The 22134-nt window shown below is 70.0% G+C and carries 18 protein-coding genes; 7 read left to right on the top strand and 11 right to left on the bottom strand.

All coding sequences use genetic code 11. The features are described 5' to 3' along the window. Positions 1–37: 37 nt before the first annotated feature. Complete coding sequence (locus AB0H62_RS09385) at positions 38–1351, bottom strand: LLM class flavin-dependent oxidoreductase (protein WP_360585178.1); 1314 nt, start codon at positions 1349–1351, stop codon at positions 38–40. Positions 1352–1825: 474 nt separating this feature from the next. Beyond that, entirely contained in the window at positions 1826–2746 is a 921-nt protein-coding gene (locus tag AB0H62_RS09380; protein WP_255638290.1) for an ABC transporter substrate-binding protein, read from the bottom strand. Positions 2747–2932: 186 nt separating this feature from the next. Here AB0H62_RS09380 and AB0H62_RS09375 point away from each other — a divergent pair, with 186 nt between their 5' ends. After that, complete coding sequence (locus AB0H62_RS09375) at positions 2933–3964, top strand: hypothetical protein (protein WP_360585176.1); 1032 nt, start codon at positions 2933–2935, stop codon at positions 3962–3964. A 583-nt stretch (positions 3965–4547) separates the two neighbouring features. Continuing rightward, a complete protein-coding gene (locus AB0H62_RS09370) occupies positions 4548–6920 on the top strand; it encodes a GH92 family glycosyl hydrolase (RefSeq protein WP_360585174.1) in 2373 nt (790 codons plus the stop codon). A gap of 77 nt (positions 6921–6997) precedes the next feature. Here the strand turns inward: AB0H62_RS09370 and AB0H62_RS09365 are convergent, their stop codons facing one another. Both AB0H62_RS09365 and AB0H62_RS09360 read right to left on the bottom strand, forming a co-directional pair. After that, positions 6998–7174 (bottom strand): DUF397 domain-containing protein, encoded by a 177-nt coding sequence (locus tag AB0H62_RS09365; protein WP_220242931.1) that lies wholly within the window; start codon positions 7172–7174, stop codon positions 6998–7000. Between the two features lie 13 nt (positions 7175–7187). Beyond that, the gene (locus AB0H62_RS09360; protein ID WP_220242930.1) at positions 7188–8018 is read right to left on the bottom strand and encodes a Scr1 family TA system antitoxin-like transcriptional regulator; all 831 of its coding nucleotides are present in this window, start codon (positions 8016–8018) and stop codon (positions 7188–7190) included. Positions 8019–8122: 104 nt separating this feature from the next. On the opposite strand from AB0H62_RS09360, the gene AB0H62_RS09355 reads away from it, so the two are divergent. Genes AB0H62_RS09355 through AB0H62_RS09345 form a run of 3 tightly spaced genes read left to right on the top strand, consistent with a single transcriptional unit; the run spans position 8123 to position 9374 of the window. After that, entirely contained in the window at positions 8123–8317 is a 195-nt protein-coding gene (locus tag AB0H62_RS09355) for a zinc finger protein (protein ID WP_220242929.1), read from the top strand. Continuing rightward, on the top strand, positions 8314–8724 hold the full coding sequence (locus AB0H62_RS09350) for a hypothetical protein (RefSeq protein ID WP_360585171.1): 411 nt from the start codon (positions 8314–8316) through the stop codon (positions 8722–8724). The genes AB0H62_RS09355 and AB0H62_RS09350 overlap by 4 nt, the downstream gene beginning before the upstream one ends. A gap of 59 nt (positions 8725–8783) precedes the next feature. Continuing rightward, complete coding sequence (locus AB0H62_RS09345; protein ID WP_360585169.1) at positions 8784–9374, top strand: DUF2127 domain-containing protein; 591 nt, start codon at positions 8784–8786, stop codon at positions 9372–9374. Here AB0H62_RS09345 and AB0H62_RS09340 read toward each other — a convergent pair. The 3 genes from AB0H62_RS09340 to AB0H62_RS09330 all read right to left on the bottom strand — a co-directional run bounded on the left by AB0H62_RS09340 (position 9363) and on the right by AB0H62_RS09330 (position 13399). Beyond that, the gene (locus AB0H62_RS09340) at positions 9363–10070 is read right to left on the bottom strand and encodes a serine/threonine protein phosphatase (RefSeq protein WP_360585167.1); all 708 of its coding nucleotides are present in this window, start codon (positions 10068–10070) and stop codon (positions 9363–9365) included. The genes AB0H62_RS09345 and AB0H62_RS09340 overlap by 12 nt on opposite strands. Positions 10071–10247: 177 nt before the next feature. After that, positions 10248–12092, bottom strand: a complete 1845-nt coding sequence (locus AB0H62_RS09335) for a glycosyltransferase family 39 protein (protein WP_360585165.1) — start codon at positions 12090–12092, stop codon at positions 10248–10250. Further along, entirely contained in the window at positions 12089–13399 is a 1311-nt protein-coding gene (locus AB0H62_RS09330; RefSeq protein ID WP_220242925.1) for a bifunctional glycosyltransferase family 2/GtrA family protein, read from the bottom strand. Before AB0H62_RS09330 ends, AB0H62_RS09335 begins: the two co-directional genes overlap by 4 nt. A 253-nt stretch (positions 13400–13652) precedes the next feature. Between AB0H62_RS09330 and AB0H62_RS09325 the strand changes: the two genes are divergently transcribed. Beyond that, on the top strand, positions 13653–14246 hold the full coding sequence (locus AB0H62_RS09325; protein WP_220242924.1) for a hypothetical protein: 594 nt from the start codon (positions 13653–13655) through the stop codon (positions 14244–14246). Here the strand turns inward: AB0H62_RS09325 and AB0H62_RS09320 are convergent. Then, positions 14221–16077, bottom strand: coding sequence for a glycosyltransferase family 39 protein (locus tag AB0H62_RS09320; protein WP_360585162.1), 1857 nt, complete (start codon positions 16075–16077; stop codon positions 14221–14223). The two genes, AB0H62_RS09325 and AB0H62_RS09320, sit on opposite strands and share 26 nt — an antisense overlap. Positions 16078–16578: 501 nt before the next feature. Further along, positions 16579–18069, bottom strand: coding sequence for a HAMP domain-containing sensor histidine kinase (locus AB0H62_RS09315; RefSeq protein ID WP_220242922.1), 1491 nt, complete (start codon positions 18067–18069; stop codon positions 16579–16581). Positions 18070–18242: 173 nt separating this feature from the next. Here AB0H62_RS09315 and AB0H62_RS09310 point away from each other — a divergent pair, with 173 nt between their 5' ends. Continuing rightward, on the top strand, positions 18243–18770 hold the full coding sequence (locus tag AB0H62_RS09310; protein WP_360585160.1) for a hypothetical protein: 528 nt from the start codon (positions 18243–18245) through the stop codon (positions 18768–18770). Positions 18771–19229: 459 nt separating this feature from the next. On the opposite strand, the gene AB0H62_RS09305 is transcribed toward AB0H62_RS09310, so the two are convergent. Further along, positions 19230–20060 (bottom strand): fructosamine kinase family protein, encoded by an 831-nt coding sequence (locus AB0H62_RS09305; protein ID WP_360585158.1) that lies wholly within the window; start codon positions 20058–20060, stop codon positions 19230–19232. Further along, the gene (locus AB0H62_RS09300; protein ID WP_360585156.1) at positions 20057–22123 is read right to left on the bottom strand and encodes a fatty acid desaturase; all 2067 of its coding nucleotides are present in this window, start codon (positions 22121–22123) and stop codon (positions 20057–20059) included. Before AB0H62_RS09300 ends, AB0H62_RS09305 begins: the two co-directional genes overlap by 4 nt. Positions 22124–22134 lie beyond the last annotated feature (11 nt).

The raw sequence follows: 22134 nt of genomic DNA, 5'->3' as shown, positions 1-22134 counted from the left end.
GAGGCGCCGCCAGCGGATTTGGCCACTCACCTCCGCGTCAGCCCCGCCCTGCGGGCCGGGGCAGGTCGAGGTGCTCGCGCAGAGTCGACCCGGTGTACTCCGTGCGGAAGCGGCCCTTCGCCTGAAGCAGCGGCACCACGTGGTCGACGAAGGTGGTCAGCTCGTAGGGGAGGGTGGAGCCCATGATCGTGAAGCCGTCGACCGCGCCCGCGTCCTGCCAGGTGAGGATGTGGTCGGCCAGCTGCTCCGGCGTGCCGACGAAGTGGAACTGACCCGCACCGCTTTTCATGGCCGAGGTCAGCTCTCGCAGCGTCGCGGTCGGCTCGGCGCGGGCCGCCTCGACGAGCTGCGCCGCCCGGCTCGACGCCGCCGGCGCGTCGAGCAGCTCCGCGGGCAACGGCGCGTCCGGGTCGAACGCGTCCGGATCGAGTCCGGCGGTGTAGAGCACGTTCTGCCACCGGAACTCCTCGCTGGACAGCGCCTCCAGCCGTTGGGCCTTTTCCTGTGCGGCAGCCTCCGTGTCGCCGAGCGTGATCATCAACGCCGGCAACACCAGCACCTGCTCGGGCGCCCGTCCGACCGCCGCGGCCTGCGCGTGCAGATCGGTGCGGAACTTCACGGCCGCTTCCAACGACGGCGGCCCCGAGAACACCAGCTCCGCGAACCGCGCCGCCAACCCGATCCCCGCCGACGACTGCCCCGCCTGCACGAGAACCGGCCACCCCTGCGGCGACCGCGGGAACGGCAGGATGCCCTCGACGTCGTAGAACTCCCCGTGGAACCGCGGCGCGTGCAGCTTCGCGCGGTCCGCCCACACGCCGTCGGGCCGATCGCCCACGAGGGCGCCGTCCTCCCAGCTGTCCCACGCCCTCGTGACGACGTCGACGAACTCGTGCGCCCGCGCGTACCGGTCGGCGTGATCGGGGTGCGCGGCCTCGCCGAAGTTGGCCGCCGCCAGCGACGTCACGGTGGTGACGATGTTCCACCCCGCCCGGCCCCCGCTGAGGTGATCCAGCGTCGCGAACCGCCGTGCCAGCTCCCACGGCTTGTTGTACGTGGTGGACCCTGTGCCGATCAGCCCGATGTGATTGGTGACTGCCGCCAACGCGGAGAGGACGGAGATCGGATCGAACTGCGTCTGCGGCAAGTGCGCTACGCGGTACTCGGGGATGGCGATGTTGTCGGCGAGGAAGATCGTGTCCAGCAGACCGCGCTCGGCCGTGCGGGCGATGTCCGCGTAGTACGGCAGGCCGAGGACGCCACGTACGTCGTCGTCGACGACCCGCCACGCTGATTCGTGGTAGCCGTTGGGCCAGATGAAGGCGTTGAAGTGCAACGGTCGCGCGCTCATGAGCTGGGCTCCTCAAGCAGTGTTGTCACGGGTGTTGTGGCTCCGGCTCACCGCAGCGGCTCACAGCTTCGGCGAGCGGCTTCCCGGTCGGCCGGCTTCCCGGTCGGCCGTGTGGCGCGGCAGCCGGGGCAGCTCGGCCGGGGCTGCCGGCGGTGGGCTTGCGAGCGGGTGCCCTCGCCGCCATGGGGCGGCCGGTTCGGTGGCCGGACCGCACCTCGCCGCAGCTGCGGGGTTGTCGGGTGGGTGGGGTCGTGCTGTTGGGCTTGCGAACGCCGCGCCACCGCAGTCGGCTGGGCAGCTTCCCCGCCGACCGTTCGGCGCGGCGCCCGTACCTCGTGGCGGCCGTCGGGCCGTTCGGGCGGGTTCGCCAGGGTCTCGCCCGGGTCGCAGCAGCGGCTGGGGCCCCTCCACCCCGTGGCGTCCGCGCCACAGAGCGGAGGGAACGACCGCAACCCGACCCGCCAGACCGAAACCTCAGGCCAGGCCCTGCTGCTTCAGCCAGTCCTTCGCCACGTCGGCGGCCGGCTCACCGTCGGAGTCGACGCGGCTGTTGAGGTCGCGCAGCTCGTCGGTGGTCAGCTTCGCGCTGACGGCGTTGACCGCCGCCGCGAAGTCCGCGCCCCGCTCGTCGAGCACCTTCTGGCTCACCGCCGGCACGACGTTCTCCGTCGGCTCGATGCCGAGGTCGTCCTTCAGCACCACGTACTTCGAGTCACCGGCGACCGGGCTCACCGAGTCGACCGGGATCACGGTCGCGCCACCCGAGTCGAGCTCCTGCACCCGCGGGCCGATTTCCTGCACGGTCTTGAACGTCGCGTTCGTGAGCTTGTACACGTCCTGGAAGCCCTTGAAGCACGGCAGCCGCGTCTCGCACTCCGGACCGCCCGCCATCACGACCTTGTCGAGCTTCTTCAGGTCGCCGATCGTGGAGAGCCCCTTGGACTTCGCCAGGTCGGCCTTCACGATGTAGACGTCCTTGTCCTCGGCCGGCGCGTAGTTCAGCAGGCCGATGCCCTCGGGCTTGAACAGCTCGGCCAGCTGGCTGTGCTCACCGGCCGCGTCCTTCACCGCGTCTTTGCCGAAGCCCGTCGCGATGGCCGCGCCCTGGTACTCCGGAACGAACTGCAGCTCGCCCTTCTTCAGCGACGGGTAGATCAGCTCGCGCGAACCCAGGTTCAGCTTGCGCGTGACCGGGTAGCCCTTCGCCTCCAGCGCGCCCGCGTAGAGCTCCGCGAGGATCTGGCTGTCGGTGAAGTTGAACGACGCCACCACGATCGGCGCGCCGCCCTTGCTCTGCGCAGCCGGCTGGTCACTGCCGCCGCCACCGCACGCCGTGAGGCCGAGCGCCGCCACGGCCAGCAGCGCCCCCGCTCGGATGGTCCGGGTCCAGCGCACGTGCCCACACTCCTCGGTTCGAGAACGGTCTTGGTGACCGATCATGGGGACCCTATAGACGGGTACCGACAGAAACCACATCGTGGGAATCACACGGGGCCGGCGTCTGCTGTGGACAGCGGTTATTCCCGATTCACGGCCAAAAATATCGGTCCGAAAGGTCATGCGAGCCGATAGGTTGATCACGTGACGAGTTACGCGATCGTGGGATCCGGCTGGCGCGCGGAGTACTTCTGGCGGCTCGCGGACGAGCTCGACTGCATCGGTGTGGTCTCGCGCAGCCCCAAGGAGCTGCCGGTGCCCGTGTTCACCTCGCTCGAAGAGTGTCTCCGGCGCAAGCCCGACTTCGTGGTGACGTCGGTGCCGTGGCACGTGACGCCGGGCCTGATCCGGGAGCTCGTGGGCCGCGGGGTGCCGGTGCTCGCGGAGACGCCGCCCGCGCCCGATCTGGACGGCCTCAGGGCGCTGTGGCACGACGTCGGCGAGAGCGGTCTGGTCCAGGTCGCCGAGCAGTACAGCCGGATGCCTGCCCACGCGGCCCGCATCGCGCTGGCCCGGTCGGGCGTCATCGGCGACATCACGCGCGTCGACGTGTCCTCCACGCACCAGTACCACGCCGTGTCCTCGATGCGGACCTTCCTCGGCGCCGGCCGCGGCCCGGTGGAGGTGCGGGCCACGCGGACGACGGCGCTCCTGGCCGACCCCCTGTCCCGCGCGGGTTGGGCCGAGACAGTCGAGACCAAACCCGCGGTGACGACGTTCGCCACGGTGGTCTTCGCGGAGGGCCTCGGCGTCTACGACTTCACCGACAACCAGTGGCACAACCAGCTCCTGCACCGCCGCCTCCTCGTCCGCGGCACCCGCGGTGAGCTGGCCGACCAGGACGTCCTGCGGCTGACCGGTGACCGCACCATCACCCACACCCCGATCATCCGCCGCCAGACCGGCTACGACCTCGACCTCGACGGCTTCGACACCGACCACCTCACGTTCGGCTCCGAGGTCCTCTACCGGAACCCGTACCAGGGCCGCCGCTGGAACGACGAGGAGATCGCGATCGCCACCCTGCTGGCCGACACGGGGGCTTGGATCCGCAGTGAGGGGCCTGCGCCGTACCCGCTGGCGGATGGGATCGAAGACCACCGGATCGCGTTGGCGATCGAGGAGGCGGCGGACCGGGACGCGGTGGTGCGGACGGGGCCGGAAGCCTGGCACTGAGCGGGGAGGCCCGAGGTCGCTGGGGCTTTACGGGCTTGTCCCTTGGGTTCATCTGGTTGCGCGGCCGCTGACTTGCCGGTGCGTGGTTGGGCGCTGCCTGCTCGCCGGACAGCTTCTCGCCTTGGGGCTTCGCGACGACTTTGCGCGTTTCGCCTGTGCGACGGCGACTCCCTCCCGGCAGACAAACCCCCGCCCTCTCTAGGGGGCGTCCCTCGTCCAGTCTATCGCCCGACGGCGACAAAACCCCTGGTAGCGAGGCAGGCCGAGGCTTTCTGTGGACAAGCGGCACCGCTGTGGACAACTCCGAATCCGGCTTGACAAGGCCCCTGGAGTGGCCTCGGCGGGCGCGAGTGCAGGTGTGCAGCGGGCGACTGCGACGTGGTCGGAGCCGCCGCACGGGGGTGGGAAGCAAGCCTGGCCACTCAGCACTGACAACGCTGCCAGTGGTCTGCACCACCGGAACCGATTCAGCACCGTGGTGAAACCCCCACTGGTACGCCCGGTGGATTGACGGAACCCCACCTAACGGGCAAAGATCGTAGACACCCCGATCTGACAACGTTGTCACGCCGAAAGGAACGCGATGAGAGCGCGGAAACGCGTGTTCGCCGCCTTGGTGCTCGCCAGCGCCGTGGCCACAGCGGCCACCACCACGGCAGCCACAGCCCAGGCCCAGCAAGGGCCGAAGTTCGCCGACGACCCCACCACGCTCGTCGACACCAGTATCGGCAACAACGGCGACGGGACGACGTTCCCGGGCGCCGCGGTGCCGTTCGGCATGGTGCAGCTGAGCCCCGACACGCAGCTGAACCAGTACGCGTCCTACGACTACAAGCAGGACACCATCCTCGGCTTCAGCCACACGCACCTGTCGGGCGTCGGCTGTCAGACGATGGGCAACTTCCGGTTCATGCCGACCACCGGGGCCGTCACGTCGTCGGACCCGGCGCAGTACGGCGCGAAGTTCAGCCACGCCAACGAAACCCGCGCGCCCGGCTACTACGGCGTGAAGTTCGACAACGGCATCCAGGCCGAGCTGACCGCGACGCAGCGCACGGGCCAGCACCGCTACACCTACCCCGCCGGCTCGGGACCCGAGAACGTGCTCATCGAGGTCGGCCAGAGCAACGGGTCCACCTACGCGGGCGACGTCCACGTGGTCGGCAACGACACCGTCGAAGGCTGGCTGCAGGGCGGCAACTTCTGTGGTGAGACCGGCAAGGAGCGCTACCGGATCTTCTTCAGCGCCAAGTTTGACCGCACGTTCCAAAGCTTCGGCACCTGGACCGACGGCACGATCACCCCGAATCAGCGCGACGCCTCACGCGGAACCCAGCGCGCCGGTGCCTACCTGACGTTCGACCCGAGCAAGGGCGACCAGGTCGGTGCGTCCGTCGGCCTGTCCTACACCTCGGTCGACGGCGCCCGCCTCAACCGCAAGGCCGAGCAGCCCAAGTCGTTCGACAAGGCGCGTTCACAAGCGCACAACACCTGGCAGGATGAGCTCAACCGCATGCGGGTTGCTGGTGGAACAACACCAGACCAGCGTACGTATTACACCGCGCTCTACCACTCGCTGCTGCACCCGTCGATCGGGTCCGATGTGGACAATCGCTACCGCGGCTTCGACGATCAGGTGCACAAGGCGGATTCGACGTACTACCAGATGTTCTCGCTCTGGGACACCTACCGCTCGCAGAACCAGCTCGTGGCGCTGCTGCATCCGGACAAGGCCGCCGACATGGCGAAATCCGTGTTGCACATCTACCAGGATGGTGGCTGGTTACCACGCTGGGGCCTCGGCAACAGCGAGACCAACGTGATGTCCGGCGACCCCATCACCCCGTGGGTCGTGGACATCTACAACCGCGGCCTGCTCGACAACCGCACCGCGCACGGCCTGTTCGACGCGCTCTGGAAGAACGCCAACGAGGTCCCGGCCGACCAGTCGATCTTCCGCGGCCGCGACGGAAACCCCAGCTACGTCCAGAACGGCTGGGTCGCCTACCAGAACCTGCCCGGCTACAAGTTCGGCGACAGCCGCCAGGCCGGCTCCGCCACGCTGGAGTACGCGCTGGGCGACTGTTCGCTTTCCACCATGGCTTCGGGACTGGGTTACCAGGACAAGGCGATAACTCTCGCCTCGCGCTGTGACAATTTCACCAAACTCTGGGACCCGACGATCACCTCCCAGGGCTTCAACGGCTTCCCCGTCCCGAGGAACGCCGACGGCTCCACGGTCGGCAACCCCGACCCCACCCAGACCAACGCCTTCCACGAGGGCACGGCCTGGCAGTACCAGTGGATGGGCCAGCAGGACCCGCAGACCCTCTTCGGGCTGATGGGCGGCGCCGGGCAGGCCGAGCAGCGGCTCGACAAGTTCTTCGACATGCCCACCGTGCTCACGGACCCGGCGAAGGCCGCCGCTGACTCCTGGGTGACGGGCGCATACGACTACCACAACGCCTTCGCCTTCAACCCCAACAACGAGCCCGACTTCGCCGCCCCGTGGATGTACACGTGGACGGGGGCGCCGTGGAAGACCTCGGCCGTGCTGCGCGCCATGCGCACGCTCTTCACCGACGACGTCTACGGCATGCCCGGCAACGACGATCTCGGCGCCACGTCGTCGCTGCTCGTCTTCGCCATGGCCGGCATCTTCGAGGCCCAGCCCGGCTCGGCGACCTACGTGATCACCGCGCCCATGTTCGACAAGGTCGAGATCCGGCCCGAGCACGGCCGCACGATCACCATCGAGGCCCCGGGCGCCAGCGCTTCGAAGCTGCAGTACGTGTCCTCGGTCAAGACCGACGGCCCGGGCAACGGCGGCAAGCTGCGACAGAGCTGGTTGTCGCACAAGGACCTGCTGCGCGCGGGAACGATCAAGATTCAGCTCTCGGACACCCCGACGAGCTGGGGCGTCAACGCCGGTCCGCCGGCGGTGGCGCGCGCCTGACAAGTCCGGGGTTGCGGTCCAACAGGGCCGCAACCCCGGGCTTCAGTGCTTCAGTGCTGCTTCTGTAGTTCAGGGCCTCAGTGCTTCGCCTGCAACGCGCCGAGCACGCCCTGCCACGCTTCGCGCGAGACGGAGAGTTGTCCCGCTTCGCGATTCTTGGTGTCGCGGACACCGATCTCTTCCGAGAGTGCCACCTCAACGCAGGCGGTGTTTTGCTGGCTGTACGACGACGTCCGCCACCGGGCAGTCTGCATGTCTGGCCTCCGTCTATCTCGCCGCCTCCGCGATCAACTCACGGCTGGCTTCCTCGCTCAATGCCTCTCCGGCGAGGAGCTTAGCAAGCCGCTGATAAGGCCCCCAGTCCTTATCGCTGCTGAGGAACGAGGTAGTGCTGTACTGTTCCAGCAGGATAATCGGATCTCGATGCTTGTATTGATAAAGCACAAATGGGCCGCTCATTCCGGGGTGGTAGCGCTGCTGTCGGGGCAAGATCCGCAGGCTGACGTTGGGTCGGCTCGTGATGGCGAGTAAGTGATCCATCTGGTCGGACATGATCCAGTCCGGAGCAATTGGCTCGTCGAAAGCGTGTGCGCTGACGATTGCGGAATACTTCACCGGGTCGTGGTTGGTCAGGATTTTCTGTCGGCCGAGGCGAACTTGAAGGCGAGCATCGGCTTGCTGGGGCGTGAGACCTTCTTCGAAAATGGCGCGCGCGTAGTCTGGTGTTTGCAATAGCCCAGGAATAACATTTAGTGTCCACTCGGTTATTGTGCTCGCGCCCTGCTCGCATTGAACCAGTGTGCTCAATTCCGGAGTCAGTTCGGCCTGACCGGCAGCCATCCAGTTGGGATCCCGGATGTTGCGGGCCAGATCCATGATCCGGCGCTTCGGCTCGCCGATCACCCGCAAGTAGCCCAGCAGGGTGGCCACGTCCTCGGTGGACGGCATACGGGTTCCGGCTTCCCAGTGCGCAACGAGACTTGGGTTCAGGTCGAGTGCCCGCGACAGTTCGCGAAGGCCGAACTTCTTCGCTTCGCGCACTTCGCGCAGCGCCGCACCCAGCGCCACGGCGCGCGGGGTGCCAGAAGGCTTGGTCATGGGCGGCATCATACGTAATCGGATGATCACCCGGGCCGCCGTTGGCGTTTACCGGCGTTGACAGAAGGCTGTGTTCAGCACCTTGCTGAATAGGGGAGACCGCTGTGTTGAGATGGCAGCAGGCCGAGGGAAAACGGCACGCCCATGAAGGGCCTTTCGCGCCGCGTCCGGAGGAATCGTTCGTCGCGTTGTGTGGGGTGGAGGTGACCGTCGCGCGGGCGGATGTTCCGCAGCTCGGCGGGAATTGGTTTGATCCGACGTGTGCGGTGTGTTCGTCGGCGTGGTTGAGCCGGACGTGAACGACACCTTGCTCCTCGAGCGGATCCGGGATCTGCACGCTTCGCTGGGCACGGATCTCGCGTTCCTGGCGCGCACGTTCGAGGAGGACCTGCCTCGCCCCGACGCGCTGCGCGACCTCGGCGAGCGGCTGCTCGACCTGGGTGGCGCGCTCGTGACGAGGTCGGACGAGTTGAACGCGGCCATCCTCGCGGTGCTGCCGCCCGACGGGTGGCTGCCCGAGGCCGGCACGCGCCGGCACGTGATCGGGGTGGTGCACCAGGTGGGGCCGAGGCCGTTGCGGTGCGGGAACGTGTTCCTGGCGTTGTGCGGTTCGGCGTGTTACCCGTTCTACGGCCGGGACGCCACGAACCGCGCGGCGCGCCACCAAAGGTGCGAATCGTGCCAAGCCTGGCAGGGATCCTCCTGACGGGTGCTCACCGGTGCCCGACCCGAGCGTGACCGGCGGTTTTCGTGTTGGCTGGACCGATGGCGGAGCCAAACCAGCAGAACCAGCCGAACCGGGAGAACCAGCAGAATCAGGGGAAGACCAGCACCGACCGGCTGTTCCGGATCGCGATCACGCTCAAGGGGCTCGACGGTGCGGTGCAGCTGGTCGGGGCGCTGATTCTGGCGTTCATCCCGTCGACGGTGGTCACGGGCTTCACCCACGCCGTGATCACGCGCGACCTGCTGGGCGACCCGTCGGGCACGCTCGCCCGCCACCTGGAACTGGCGACCGAGCACTTCGTGAGCGGTGGCACGAAGACGTTCGCGGTGGCGTACCTGCTGGCCCACGGCGTGATCAAGCTGCTGCTGGTGTGGGCGCTCGCGCGCAAGTGGATGCGGGCGTACCCGGTGGCGATGGTGGTGCTGGGCGCGTTCGTGGTCTACGAGGTGTACCGGGCGATCAACACGCATTCGATCGCGCTGCCGTTCTTCGCGGCGCTCGACGCGGTGATCATCGTGCTCGTGTACCGGGAGTATCGGCAGCTGCGCCGAGAACGAGCCCGTCAGCGTGAATCAGACGGCCCTGGTTCAGACAGCACGGACTCAGGCAGCACGGATTCAGGCAGCTGAGGGAAATCGCTCGGTGACGATGGCGGCCACGTCCACCTCCGGCTGCTCGACGAAGAGCGCGGTGGCGTTGTCGGTGCCGCCGAAGGTGATGGCTGCCTCGACGAGCGCAGCGGCGCCGCGCTCGGGGTCGGCCAGGATGTCGTCGATGGTGGCGGGCGGGAGGACCTTGTGCACGCCGTCGCTGGTGAGCAACAGCCCGCCGCCCACGACCTCCGTCGTGCCGATCTCGTCGGGCTTCGTGGTGCGCACGCTCGTGGTGACCATGTGCTCCATGCGCGGCGAGTACGGCTGGTGGCGCGCGCGGAAGTACTCGGCCAGCGTGTGGTCGGTGGTGAGCTTGCGGATCATGGTGCCGTCCCAGGCGTACGCGCGGGAATCGCCGACCCACGCGATGCGGTAGCCGCCGGGGAAGGGCATGGCGACCACGAGCACGGCGTCGCCGGTGCCGCCGAGCTCGCGCAGGGCGCGCTGGGCGTTGAGGATCGCGGCGACGGGCCCGCTCTGCACGGGCGTGCGCGCGGCGGCCGCGGCGGCGGTCTGGGCGGCGCGGCCCGCTCCGGGGTCGTCGCCGACGCCGTCGGCGAGCGCGAAGGTGATCCCGGGCGCGCCGGCGAGGGCGTAGGCGCTCACGGCGTCGGCGTTGCGCTCGTGTGGGCCCTGGGCGCTGGCGGTGTGCCAGCGTGGGTATCCGGCCATCGTGACCTCCCCGGTGTTCGCGGCTTTCCCCCTGCAGTTTCCAGAATGCGCTCGTTTCCTGGGAACAGACTGAGACCCGGCTGTTTTTCCCCTGTTGGCCTAAACCACCGCTTCACACGCTGCCTTCGCACAGACAGAGGCCACCTCGCACTGGGCGAGGTGGCCTTTGCGTCCGGCCTACTTCGTGAGGTCGTAGACGGTCGAGTTGCCGACGGTGGTGGCGGTGAAGTTCGTCGCGACCCACTCGGTGATGTCGCTCGACCCGCCGCCGGGTCCGCCGCCGCCGCGGCCGCCGTCGACGTAGTAGGAGACCTGGCCGTCGGCCACGTACTGCTGGAACTCCGCCAGCGTGGGCGCCGGGTCGCTGCCGTCCCAGCCGCCGATGCCGATCACCGACTTGCCGCTGGCGAGCTCCAGGCTTGCGGCCGACTGGGAACCGGTGGTCGCGGCGGCCCACTTCGTGGTGGTCTTGGCCAGCAGCGCGGTGAGCTCGCTGCTCGTCTGCTCTTCACCGGGCCCCCCGCCGCCGAACCCGCCGAAGCCTCCGGTGCTCGGGCCGGACGTCGGGATCGAGCCGGTGTGAGGCTGGGCGGCCGTGTCGACGGCGTAGGCGGCGGTGCCGAGCCCGAGCGTCAGCACGCTCGCCGCGGCCAGGACCACCAGCGCCTTGCGCAGCGGGGGTACGCCGACGACCACGACCGTCGCGACGAGCACACCCAGCACCACGATGATCCACCGCAGCGCGGGGAACCAGTCCGGTGTGCGGTCGAGGAGGATGAAGCTCCACACGGCCGTCACGGCGATCATCGCGCCGAGCACCGCCCGTGACGCGGTGTTCGCCCGGCCGCGCCACAGGGCATGGCCCGAAATCGCGACCACGGCGGCGATCGCCGGGGCGAGCTGCACGGAGTAGTACGGGTGCACGATGCCGCTCATGAGGCTGAACACCAGGCCCGTGACGAGCAGCCAGCCACCCCAGAGCAGCAGGGCGGCGCGTGTGCGGTCGGTGCGGGCGGCGCGGCGGGTGAACCAGGGGCCGGCGACGAGCCCGATGATCGCGGCCGGCAGCAGCCACGACACTTCCGTGCCGAAGCTGGCGCCGAACATGCGGCCCAGGCCGCTGCTGCCGCCGAACATCGTGTTGCCGCCGCCCGCACCGCCGAACCCGCCGCCACCGCCGGGCCCCTCGCCGCCGAAGATGCGGCTGAGGCCGTTGTAGCCGAGGGCGAGTTCGAGCAGGCTGTCGCCGGTGGAGCCGCCGATGTAGGGGCGCGAGGCCGTGGGCCAGATCTCGACGAGCGCCACGAACCACCCGGCGGACACGATCACCGCGAGGCCCGCGTACAGCAGGTGCAGCAGGCGTTTGCCGAGCGACGTCGGCGCGGCCACGAGGTAGACGAGCGCGAACGCGGGCAGCACGGTGAAGGCCTGCATCATCTTCGTCAGGAAGCCGAACCCGACGGCGAAACCGGCGAGTGCCAGCCACATCGGGCTCGCCTTCTCCACGGCGCGCACGGTGAAGTAGGCGGCGGCGATGAGCAGGAGCACGAGCAGGGCGTCGGGGTTGTTGAAGCGGAACATCAGCGCGGCCACGGGCGTCAGCGCGAGACCGGCGCCGGCGAGGAGGCCGGGGACGGGACCGGAGACGCGGCGGACCGTCAGGTAGAGCAGGCCGACGGACGCGACGCCCATGAGCGCCTGCGGGGCCAGCACCGTGAAGCTGGAGAAGCCGAAGATGCGGGCGAAGGCCGTGCCGACCCAGAGGGCGGCGGGTGGTTTGTCGACGGTGATCACGTTGCCGGAGTCGAGCGAGCCGAAGAGCCAGGCCTCGACGTTCTGGGTGCCCGACTGCACGGCGGCGGCGTAGAAGGAGTTGCCGAAGCCCGAGGCGGTGAGGTCCCAGAAGTAGAGAACGGCGGTGAGGGCCAGTAGGCCGAACACGGCGGGGCGGACCCAGGGTGGTGAGTTTTCCTTGCGGTGTATGGGGTTCTTCTTCGCGAGGACGGCGAGCGTGGCGGTCATGGGGTCTCCTCGGACGGGCGCCGGCGGGGGTTGAACACCCAGCCGCGCAGCAGCAGGAAGCGCAGCACCGTGGCGGCGAGGTTCGCCAGCACGAGGACGGTGGTCTCCAGCACGAGCCCGGGGTGGGTCGTGTGGTTGAGCAGGGCCAGCGAGCCGCTGGTGAGCACGAGGCCGAGGCCGAACACGATCAGGCCCTCGAACTGGTGGCGACCGGCGCCGCCACGGCCGCGGACGCCGAACGTGACGCGTCGGTTGACCGCGGTGTTGGCGACGGCCGTGACGAACAGGGCCAGGAAGTTCGCGGGCTGCGAGCCAATTCCGTTGCGCAACAAGAGGAACAGCAGCAGGTACGCGGCGGTGCTGGCGACCCCGACCGCGGCGAAGCGCACGAGCTGCTTCACGAGGCTGGGCGAGACGCCGGACGCGGTCACGCCGATGGGCTCGCGGCCGAGCTGCTCGCGCAGGCGGCGCACGGGGATCTCGCCGGTGAACGTAGCGCGCGTGATGCGCACGATGCCCTTGAGATCTGCGGTGGCCGTCTTGACGATGTGGACCGACGAATCGGGGTCGTCGACCCAGTCGACCGGGACCTCGTGGATCCTCAGGCCCGAGCGCTGCGCGAGGACGAGGAGCTCGGTGTCGAAGAACCAGCCCGTGTCCTGCACGTGGGGGAGCAGGCGGCGCGCGACGTCGGCACGGATGGCCTTGAAGCCGCACTGCGCGTCGGAGAACCGGGCAGCGAGCGCGCTCTTGAGGATGAGGTTGTAGCAGCGCGAAATGAACTCACGTTTGGGGCCTCGGACGACGCGCGCACCCCGTGCGAGCCGGCTGCCGATGGCGAGGTCCGAGTGTCCCGAGAGCAGCGGGGCCACGAGCGGCTGCAGGGCGGCGAGGTCGGTGGAGAGGTCGACGTCCATGTAGGCCAGCACCTGGGCGTCCGAAGTGGACCACACGGCGTTCAGCGCGCGGCCGCGGCCCTTCTCGTCGAGGTGGCGCACCTCGACCTGGGCGAACTCTCTCGCGAGGGTTTCTGCCACGTGGAGCGTCTTGTCGGTGCTCGCGTTGTCCGCGATGGTGATGCGGTAGGCGTAGCCGGCGTGCTCCTCGAGGTGCGCGTGGAGCCGGCGGATGCAGGGCTCCAGGTCGGTTTCCTCGTTGTACACCGGGATCACGACGTCGAGCACCGGCTGCGGCCCGCCGAGGCCGACCGGCGTCGACCCGGGCCGGGGCTGGGGCACTTGTGCCGGTGCTCCCGCGGCCTTCGCTCCGTTTTCGGCTCCGTTTCGGGAGGGTGCGGTGGCGTTCATGGGAGCCATCGTTCGGCGCCCGGCTTTGGCCGGGTTGTGGCATTGCTGTGGGGCGCCTGTGGGTCGGTGCTCTATCGGGTGATCTTGAACGGGGTTGGGTTGCTGGAGCTGGGTTGCTACGGATGGACAGTGCGGGTGCTGGCGGGGTGGGGGTTGCAGGCAGGGGGTTGGAAATGCCGCGCCAGTCGCGTGGTCGTGCGGGTGGGGCGTCGGAGATGCGTGGAATGTCGGGCGGCCGCCGTAGGATGGGCGGATGCTGTTCGAGGCACGGCTGCGGGAAGGCATCCACGCGGGGCGCGTGACCGTGATGGTGCGCAGGTGGGCGCGCAACAAGGCGATCGCCGGGCATCGGTACCGGACGGGTGTCGACCTGATCGAGGTGGAGCAGGTCGACGAGGTGACCGTCGCGGATCTGACGGACGAGGACGCGGTGGCGGCCGGGTACGCGGATCTGGCGGAGTTGGTTTCGAACCTGCGTGGCGACGAGTCGGTGCCGTTGTACCGGGTGTCGTTCCACGTGGTGCGGGGCGGGGATCCGCGGGACGCGCTGGCGGCCGACGCGGCGTTGTCGGGCTCGGACGTCGAGGCGATTTCCGCGCGGTTGCGGAGGTTCGATGCCAGTGGTCCGGACGGCCCGTGGACGAGGGCCGCGCTGGAGGCGATCGCGGCGAACCCGGGGCTGCGGGCGGGGACGCTGGCCGAGCAGCTGGGGTGGGAGGAGCTGCTGGTGTTCAAGCGGTCCGTGCGCAAGCTGAAGGATCTGGGGCTCACGCTCTCGCTCGAGGTGGGGTACCGGATTTCGCCGCGGGGCGAGGCTTATCTCAGGTTGTCAGGTCGTACACGGTGACACCGTCCACTGTGGTCGCCTGGTAGTTGTCGGCGACCCAGGTGGCGATCTGCTGGGCGTAGTCGCTGCCGGTGCTGCCTTGCATCGTGAGGCCGTCGCCGAGGAAGTAGTGGATTTGTCCATTATGGACGTACTGTTGGAACTGGGCGAGGGTCGGGTACGGGTCGGTGCCGTTGAAACCGCCGACGGCGAGGACCGGGAGGTTGCTCGCGAGCTGGTAGCCGGCGGCGTTGTTGGAGCCGACGGTGGCGGCTGTCCAGGTGTGGCCGGGGGCCTGGAGGAGTGCGGTGAGGTTCGGGCCGGGGGTTGCGGTGCCGAGGAGTCCGCCGGCCATGCCGCGGCCGCCTCCGCCTGGGCCGCCGAAGCCTCCGAAGCCGCGGCTTACTGACGGTCCGGCTGACGGAATGGCGCCGCTGTGGGGAGTAGCCGCCGTGGCGATCGTGTACGCACCGGTGGCGGCCAGGAGCGTCACCAGGCCCAGGACCGCGAGCCCCCGTGCGGCGATGCGGCCGAGCTGGTTGATGAAGAACACCGCCACGGCCGCGAGCAGCCCGGCGACCAGGATCGCGGGCGCGAGCCACGGTTGCCAGGACGGTTCGCGGATGAGCAGGACGTAGGAGGTCACGGCCGTGAGCGCGAGGCCACCGCTGAGGACGCCGGCGGCGGCGGGGTCGTCGCGCAGGCGCCACAGCTGGACCGCGGCCGTGCCGACGAGCGCGGCGACGGCCGGGGCCAGAGCGACCGTGTAGTACGGGTGGATGATGCCGCCCATGTAACTGAAGACGATCGCCGTCACCAGCAGCCAGCCGCCCCAGATCACGAGCGCCGAGCGGCTTTGGTCGGTGCGCGGTGCTCGGCGCGTGAACCACAGGCCCGCCCCCAGCGCGAGCAATGCGGCGGGCAGCAGCCACGCGATGCCGCCGGCCATTTCGCTGCCGAACAGGCGGAACAGGCCCGTGGTGCCCCAGCCGCCGCCGCGTCCGCCGCCGACGCTGCCGGTCTCGTCGCCGGTGATGCGGCCGAAGCCGTTGTAGCCGAAGGTGAGGCCGAGGAGGCTGTTGTCCTGGGAGCCGCCGATGTAGGGGCGGTCCGCGGCCGGCCACAGTGCGACGACCGCGAGGTACCAGCCGGCCGACACGATAACGGCTCCCAGTGCGCCGGCGAGGTGGAGCAAGCGTTTGCCCAGCGGCGTCGGCGCGGCGATCAGGTAGGCGAGGCCCAGCGCGGGCAGCACCAGGAACGCCTGGAGCATCTTCGCGAGAAACCCGAACCCGACGGCCACTCCCGCGAGCGCGAGCCACTTCGGGCCGGCCTTCTCGATCGCCCGCACCGTGCAATAGGCGGCGGCGATGAGCAGCAGGACCAAAAGCGCGTCGGGATTGTTGAACCGGAAGATCAACGCGGCCGCCGGGGTGAGGCTCAGGATCGTCCCCGCCAGCAGTCCGGCGGCTGCTCCGGAAGTGTGGCGGACGGTCGCGTAGAGCAGGTACGTCGACCCGACCCCCATCAGCGCCTGCGGGACGAGCACGCTCCACGCGTTCACGCCGAACAGCCGCGTCGACAACCCCATCACCCACAGGGCGGCGGGGGTTTTGTCGACGGTGATGCCGTTGGCCGCGTCGCTGGACCCGAAGAACCACGCCTTCCAGCTCTGCGCGCCAGCCTGGGCGGCCGCGGAGTAGAACGCGTTGGCCCACCCGGAGGCGCTGAGGTCCACCAGGTACAGCGCCGCCGTGCCGGCGAGCAGGACGGCCAACGCCGGCCGCACCCAACGGGGCCGGGCGACGTCCGCCCGCTTCGGTGTGGCGGCGGGAATCGCGACTGCGGTCATGACAGCCACCCTGGCGCCCCACCCTGGGCCGGCCTTGTGGACACCCTGTGTGCGCCCTGTGCGACGGGATGTCACAGCGTGAGCGGACATCACGGGTGGTAGGGGAGGAATCCCGCCTGTGCGGCTGGCTGACTGATGCGCTGGGTCGGGACGGAGACCGGGAGGAGGACTCTGCGCGGCGGGGGATGCTGTGGGCTTCGACGGATCCGTGGTGCGCCGCCGCGTTGGCCAGACCGGGGCCGGCAGCCCTCGGGCTAGGACGTTTGCTGCGCGGCCGGACAGTGGGGGGCGGTGATGTCCGTCGCGTGGTCAGGCGTGGACCCGCGCGAGGGAATCGCGGGCGCGCGTTTCGGGACAGCGGCCGGGATCTCGGTGCGCCGGGGATGGCCTCGACGCTCCCGCGGTGCGCCACGAGTGCGGCGCCCGTGATGGTCGTGGCGAGGTGGACCGCTTGCGGGAGCGGACGGGTCGGGGCGTCGGCGGTGGATGGCCGCCGTGGCGTCAGGCTTCGATCTGTGCCACGGGTGAGTCGGTGCGCTGGGCCGGGACGGTGACCGGTAGCCGGACCGCGAACTCGGTGCGCCCGGGGATGCTGTGGACCTCGATGGTGCCGTGGTGGGCCACCAGCACCGCGGCCGCGATGGCCATGCCCAGGCCCGTCGAGCCGGCGGCGCGGGAGCGGGAGGAGTCGCCGCGGGCGAAGCGTTCGAAGACGGCCGGGAGGAGGTCCGGGGGGATGCCCGGGCCGTTGTCGGTGACGGTGATCACGGCGGTGCCGTCGGCGGAGCGGGCGAGGGACGTCACGACGGTGGTGCCCGGTGGGGTGTGGACGCGGGCGTTGGCCAGCAGGTTGGCGAGGACCTGGTGGAGACGTTGCACGTCGCCCAGGACCAGCACGGGGGAGTCGGGCAGGCGCAGCTCCCAGCGGTGCGAGGGGCCGGCCACGTGGGCGTCGCCGACCGCGTCGGCGACGAGGCGGGCCAGGTCGACTTCGGCGACGTCGAGAGGGCGGCCCGCGTCGAGGCGGGCGAGGAGCAGGAGGTCTTCGACCAGCGTCGTCATGCGGTCGGCCTCGGATTCGATGCGGGTCATGGACCGGGCGACGTCCGGGGGTACGTGCATGCGGCCGCGACCGGCGAGCTCGGCGTAGCCGCGGATGGCGGCCAGGGGCGTACGAAGCTCGTGGCTCGCGTCGGCGACGAAGCGGCGTACGCGCATTTCGCTGGCGTGCCTCGCTTCCAGCGCGGCGGAGATGTGGCCGAGCATGAGATTGAGCGCGGAGCCGACCTGGCCGACTTCCGTGCGGGGGTCGGTGTCGCCGTCGGGAACGCGGACGGAGAGGTCCACGTAGCCGCGGTCCAGGGGCAGCTCGGAGACGCGGGCGGCGGTCGCGGCGACGCGGTCGAGCGGGCGGAGCGTGCGCCGGACCGCGAAGGCGCCGATGAAGGCCGCGCCCGTGACGCCGGCGGCCGCGACGCCGAAGAGGATCAGGCCGACGGTGAGCAGCGTCTGCTGCACGGGCTCGAGCGGCACGCCGGTGACGACCACGCCGTCGGGGATGGGCGTCGCGGTGAGGCGGTAGTCGCCGAGGTCGCCGACGGTGCGGGTGTAGGCGCGGCCGTCGGCGGGCAGGCTCTGCAGGGCGGCGAGCTGGTCGTCGGTGAGTGTGACGCGCTGGCCGTGCTGGGACAGCGAGCCGCCGTCGATGAGGCGGCCGCCGGAGAAGTGGGCGTTGACGGTGCCGGCGCCCTGCCCGGGCGCGTCGAGCGGGTTGTGGCCGCCCAGCGGCCCGCCGTGCGTCGCGAAGTCCTGGGCGCGGCCGGCGGCGGCGTAGAGCTGCCCGTCGGTCTGGTCGATGAGGAACGCCCGCAACGCGAACTCACTCACCACCCCGATCACCAGGCACACCAGCGACAACAGCGCCACGATCGCCACGGTCAGCTTCGCGCGCAACGACAGCCGCCCGAAGCGGGTCCTCGCGCGCTGAGTCATGACACGAGCGTGGGGGCGCCGGGTGTGGGCCGCATGTGTGCTGCCTGTGAGCCCGCTGTGATGTCAGGTGTCCGAAAAGTCGGGGTCACAGGTCGGGCTGACCACGGCCACAGTCCCGGCACAGGGTTCGCCTCGACGGTGGTGGTCAATTCCCCCAGTCGAAGGAGCATGTGATGACCTCGGAACAGTCCACTCAGGACGTTGCGCAGCCCGCTTGGGGTGGCACTCCCGGCAGCTCGAACCCCGGCCCGAATCCTCGGCGCAAGTGGGTCGCGGGCGGGGTTGCCGCGGTGGTCGCCGTCGGTGGCGGCGCCGCGATCTGGATCGCGAGCAGCTCGGCCGACTCCGGCACGGCCACCGCCGCCGGCCCGGGCGCGGGCGCCGGCGCCCGCCAGGGCGGTCCGGGTGGCCCCGGCGGCGCCGCCTCGCTCGGCCAGGCCCTGCACGGCGAATTCACCACCACCGACGACAGCGGCGCCTACGTGACGAAATTCCTCCAGACGGGCAAAGTCACCGCCCTGTCCGCCACCTCCCTCACCGCCCAGAGCGACGACGGCTTCACGAAGATCTACACGATCGACTCGACCACCGCGACGGGCATCACCAACGGCGAAAAGGTCACCATCGTCGCCACCACTTCCGGAGACGCGGCCACCGCCACCTCGGTCACGGAAGCGATGGAGGGCCCACCGTCACAGTAGTTCCGCGGGCCGCGGGTGGTTGGCTTGCTCCGCGTATGACCGCGCAAACGAGGCGGTGTGTGCGAGCGGTGGGAACGGCTGGGCGAACGCCGGTCGGCAATCGTCGATGGCCTGCCGTCACGGCAGTTCCTGCGTTGCGGCCAGGGCTCGCGCGGCACGACACTGCCGCTGAGGGCTGTGTGTGCGGGCGGCGCGAACGCCAATCGGCAGCGGTCGCCGTCACGGCAAGTTCCTGCGCCGCGGTCAAGGCTCGCGCGACACAACACTGCTGAAGAGGGCGGTGTGCGAGCGGCGGGAACGGCTGAGCGGACGCCGGTCGCCAGCGATTGGCAGCCCGTCGTCGCAGTGGTTTCGGGCTAAGGCAAGCGTTTGCGCGAAGCAAGACCGCCGAAAGGAAATCACGCGTGAGCGGTGCGAGCAGCTGGCGAGGGCCGGCTCGGAGCATCCGACGGCCCGCCGTCACAGTAGTTCCCGGGCGGCGGCAAGAGCTTGCGCCGCGTACGACCGTCCGAACAGGACCGTGTGCACGAGCAGCGGGAACAGCTGATGCATCGGCACCCGCGAGCGCCAGCCGGCGGCGAGTGGCGTGGCCTCGTCGTACGCCGCGATCACCTCGGCCAAATGCGGGCAGCCGAACAGGTGGAGCATCGCGAGATCCGTCTCGCGGTGCCCACCGTGGGCGGCCGGGTCGATCAGGCAGACACCGGCCGCGGTCCACAAGACGTTGCCGTTCCACAGGTCCCCGTGCAGTCGCGCAGGCGGCTCCGCAGGCCCGGTAACGGAGGGGAACCGCGAACAGGCCCGTTCGAAAACACGGGCCTCGGCGGCATCAAGGGCCCCGGAGTCCACCGCCTGCCGCACGTACGGCAAGACGCGCTGCTCCGCGTACCACTGCGGCCACTCGGCGCCGGTCACGTTCGACATCGGGGCCAGGCCGATCCAAGCCTCCACCGGTCCACCCGGAGGTGGCGACCCGAACGCCGGCGCCCCGGCCGAATGCAACCGGGCCAAACCCAGGCCGAATGAACGCGCCGCGGCAACCGTCGCAGGAGAAGGCGCAATCCGGTCGAGGACCAGCCACTCCTCGTCAAAGCCACGCACACCGACGACCGAGACCGCATCAGCCGAAGCCAGCCATCGCAAACCCGCGGCCTCGGCGACAGCCGCACCGGGCGCGTGCTTCACCACCACCCACCCGTCGGCCAGCTCGGCTTCCGCCAAAGAACCCGACGAGCGCGTACGCAGCACCTCAAGGCCAGTCAGCCGGGCAACAACGTCAGCAGCGCTCACCGGTCGTAGTCAACCGCCAGCTCAGGCGTCGTCGGGCGGGCCCGGCACGTCAGGATTCGGTTGTCCGCCACATCCGCTTCCGTGAGCGCATACTGCACATCCATGTCCACGCGCCCCCGCACCAGCTTCGCCACGCAGCTGCCGCACGCGCCGCCGGTGCAGGAGTACGGCACGTCGAGGCGGGCGCGCAGCGAAGCGTCCAGCACGGTTTCGCCCGGCTGCGTCACGATGTCCGTCACGTGCCGCCCGACGGTGACCGACAGTGCCGCCGACGCACCTTCCGGGCTGCGCGCCGGGGCGCCGGCGAAGAGTTCGAACTGCACGTCCTCGTCGGGGACGTAGGCCTCGCGCAGGGTGCGGCGCGCCATGTCGAGCAGGCCGCGCGGGCCGCAGAGGAACCATTGATCGACCTTGGCCGGGTGAAGGCGGTTCTGCAGTAGCGCGCGCAGCCGGGTCGCGTCGAGGCGGCCGCTGCGGTAGCGCTCGTGGGAGATCGCGAGGGCCTCGCCGACGGTGTCGAAGTGCCGCACCGGGCGGTGGGCGTGCAGGTCCGGATCGCGTTCGTCGGTGCGGAAGTGGACCACGTGCAGCCGGCCCGCCCACTCGCGGGCCAGCGCGCTGATCTCGTCGGCGAACATCGTCGTCGCGCCGGAAGTGTTGACGTACAACAGGGTCGCGCGGCTGTGGGCCTCCGCGCGCAGGGCGCTGGACAGGATCGACAGCACCGGCGTGATCCCGCTGCCGGCCGCCAGCACGACGTAGTGCGCCGAACGGTCCGGGCACGGCGAAAGCGTGAACCCGCCTGAAGGTGGCAGCAGTTCGAGCACGGCACCCGGCTTCAGCTGCGAAGTCGCGAACGGCGAGAAAGTGCCGCCCGCACGGCGTTTCACCGCGATCCGCAACGACGCCGAACCGGCGGGGGAGCAGAGGGAGTACGTGCGCCGGACCACGGTGCCGTCCACCGTCGTGCGCACGACCACGTGCTGGCCGGGCACGTGCCGGAACGTCTCGCGCAGCTCTTCGGGGACGTCGAAGGTGATCGCCACCGCGTCCTGGGCGATCGGTTCCACGGAAACAACCCGCAGCGCGTGGAACCGCCGAGGCCCGCGCCGCAAGGGTTCCGGCGCGGGTTCCTTCTCGAAGCACTCGGTGAGCCGCCGCCACGCGCGGTACTCGGCGGCCGTCAGCTCGCGGCCCCACGCCGTGGTGATGGGGACTTCGCGCGCCAGGTACGCGTCGCGGTTGTCGTTCCACGCGCGCACGTACCGGTAGAACGGGATCGCCGGGTGAAGATGGTGCACCAGGTGATAGTTCTGGTACAGCATGATCGGCGTCATCAGCCACTCCAGCCCCACGCGCACCCGCGTGGCGCCGAAGCGGTTCTCCGCCAGACCGTGGTGGGGCAGCCAGTCGAACCACCACGCCAGCAGCGCGAGCCCCAGCCGCTGCGGGATGAGGTAGACCACCAGCAGCTCCCAGCCGTGGCCGCACGCCACCACGGTCACCACCATCGCCGCGAACGCCACCAGTGCCACCAGCGTCTCCGCGCGCTCGAGGCGCGGGCGGCCGTGCACGCGACGGGAGTAGAAGCGCACGTACCAGAAGTCGATCGTCAGCCAGCGGAACGGCAGCTGCCACCACGGACCCTGCGAAGTCCACGCGTCCGGGTCCGTGCTCGCGTCGGCGTTGGTGTTGCGGTGGTGCTCGAGGTGGATGAAGCGCAGGAACGGGAACGAGCCGTAGGCCGCCACGAACAGCATCGCCAGCCGGCCGAGCACCTCGTTGAGCCACGTGAGCTTCCCGGCGGCGTGATGGGCCGACTCGTGCGCGACGGTGAACATCGTGAACGTGACGAGCGCGTGCAGCGGGATCGTCACCCACAGTGGCGCAATGCCGCACAACGCGAGCCAGGTGGCCGTGCCCCACACCGCCAGACCGCCCGCGAACAGGGTGAGCGTGGGCAGGGATGCGGGCGCGAGCGGAATCCGGGGACTGGGCACGGCGGTGCGCTCGGGCGCCCCAGGCTGTTCCCCGGCGCCGAGCCGGCTGTCGACGACGGGCATCGAGCGGTCTC

The organism is Amycolatopsis sp. NPDC050768, from assembly GCF_040654155.1.
Lineage (GTDB): Bacteria > Actinomycetota > Actinomycetes > Mycobacteriales > Pseudonocardiaceae > Amycolatopsis.
Note: the sequence above shows the minus strand (reverse complement) of the source record. Positions and strands in the feature narration are given on the sequence as shown.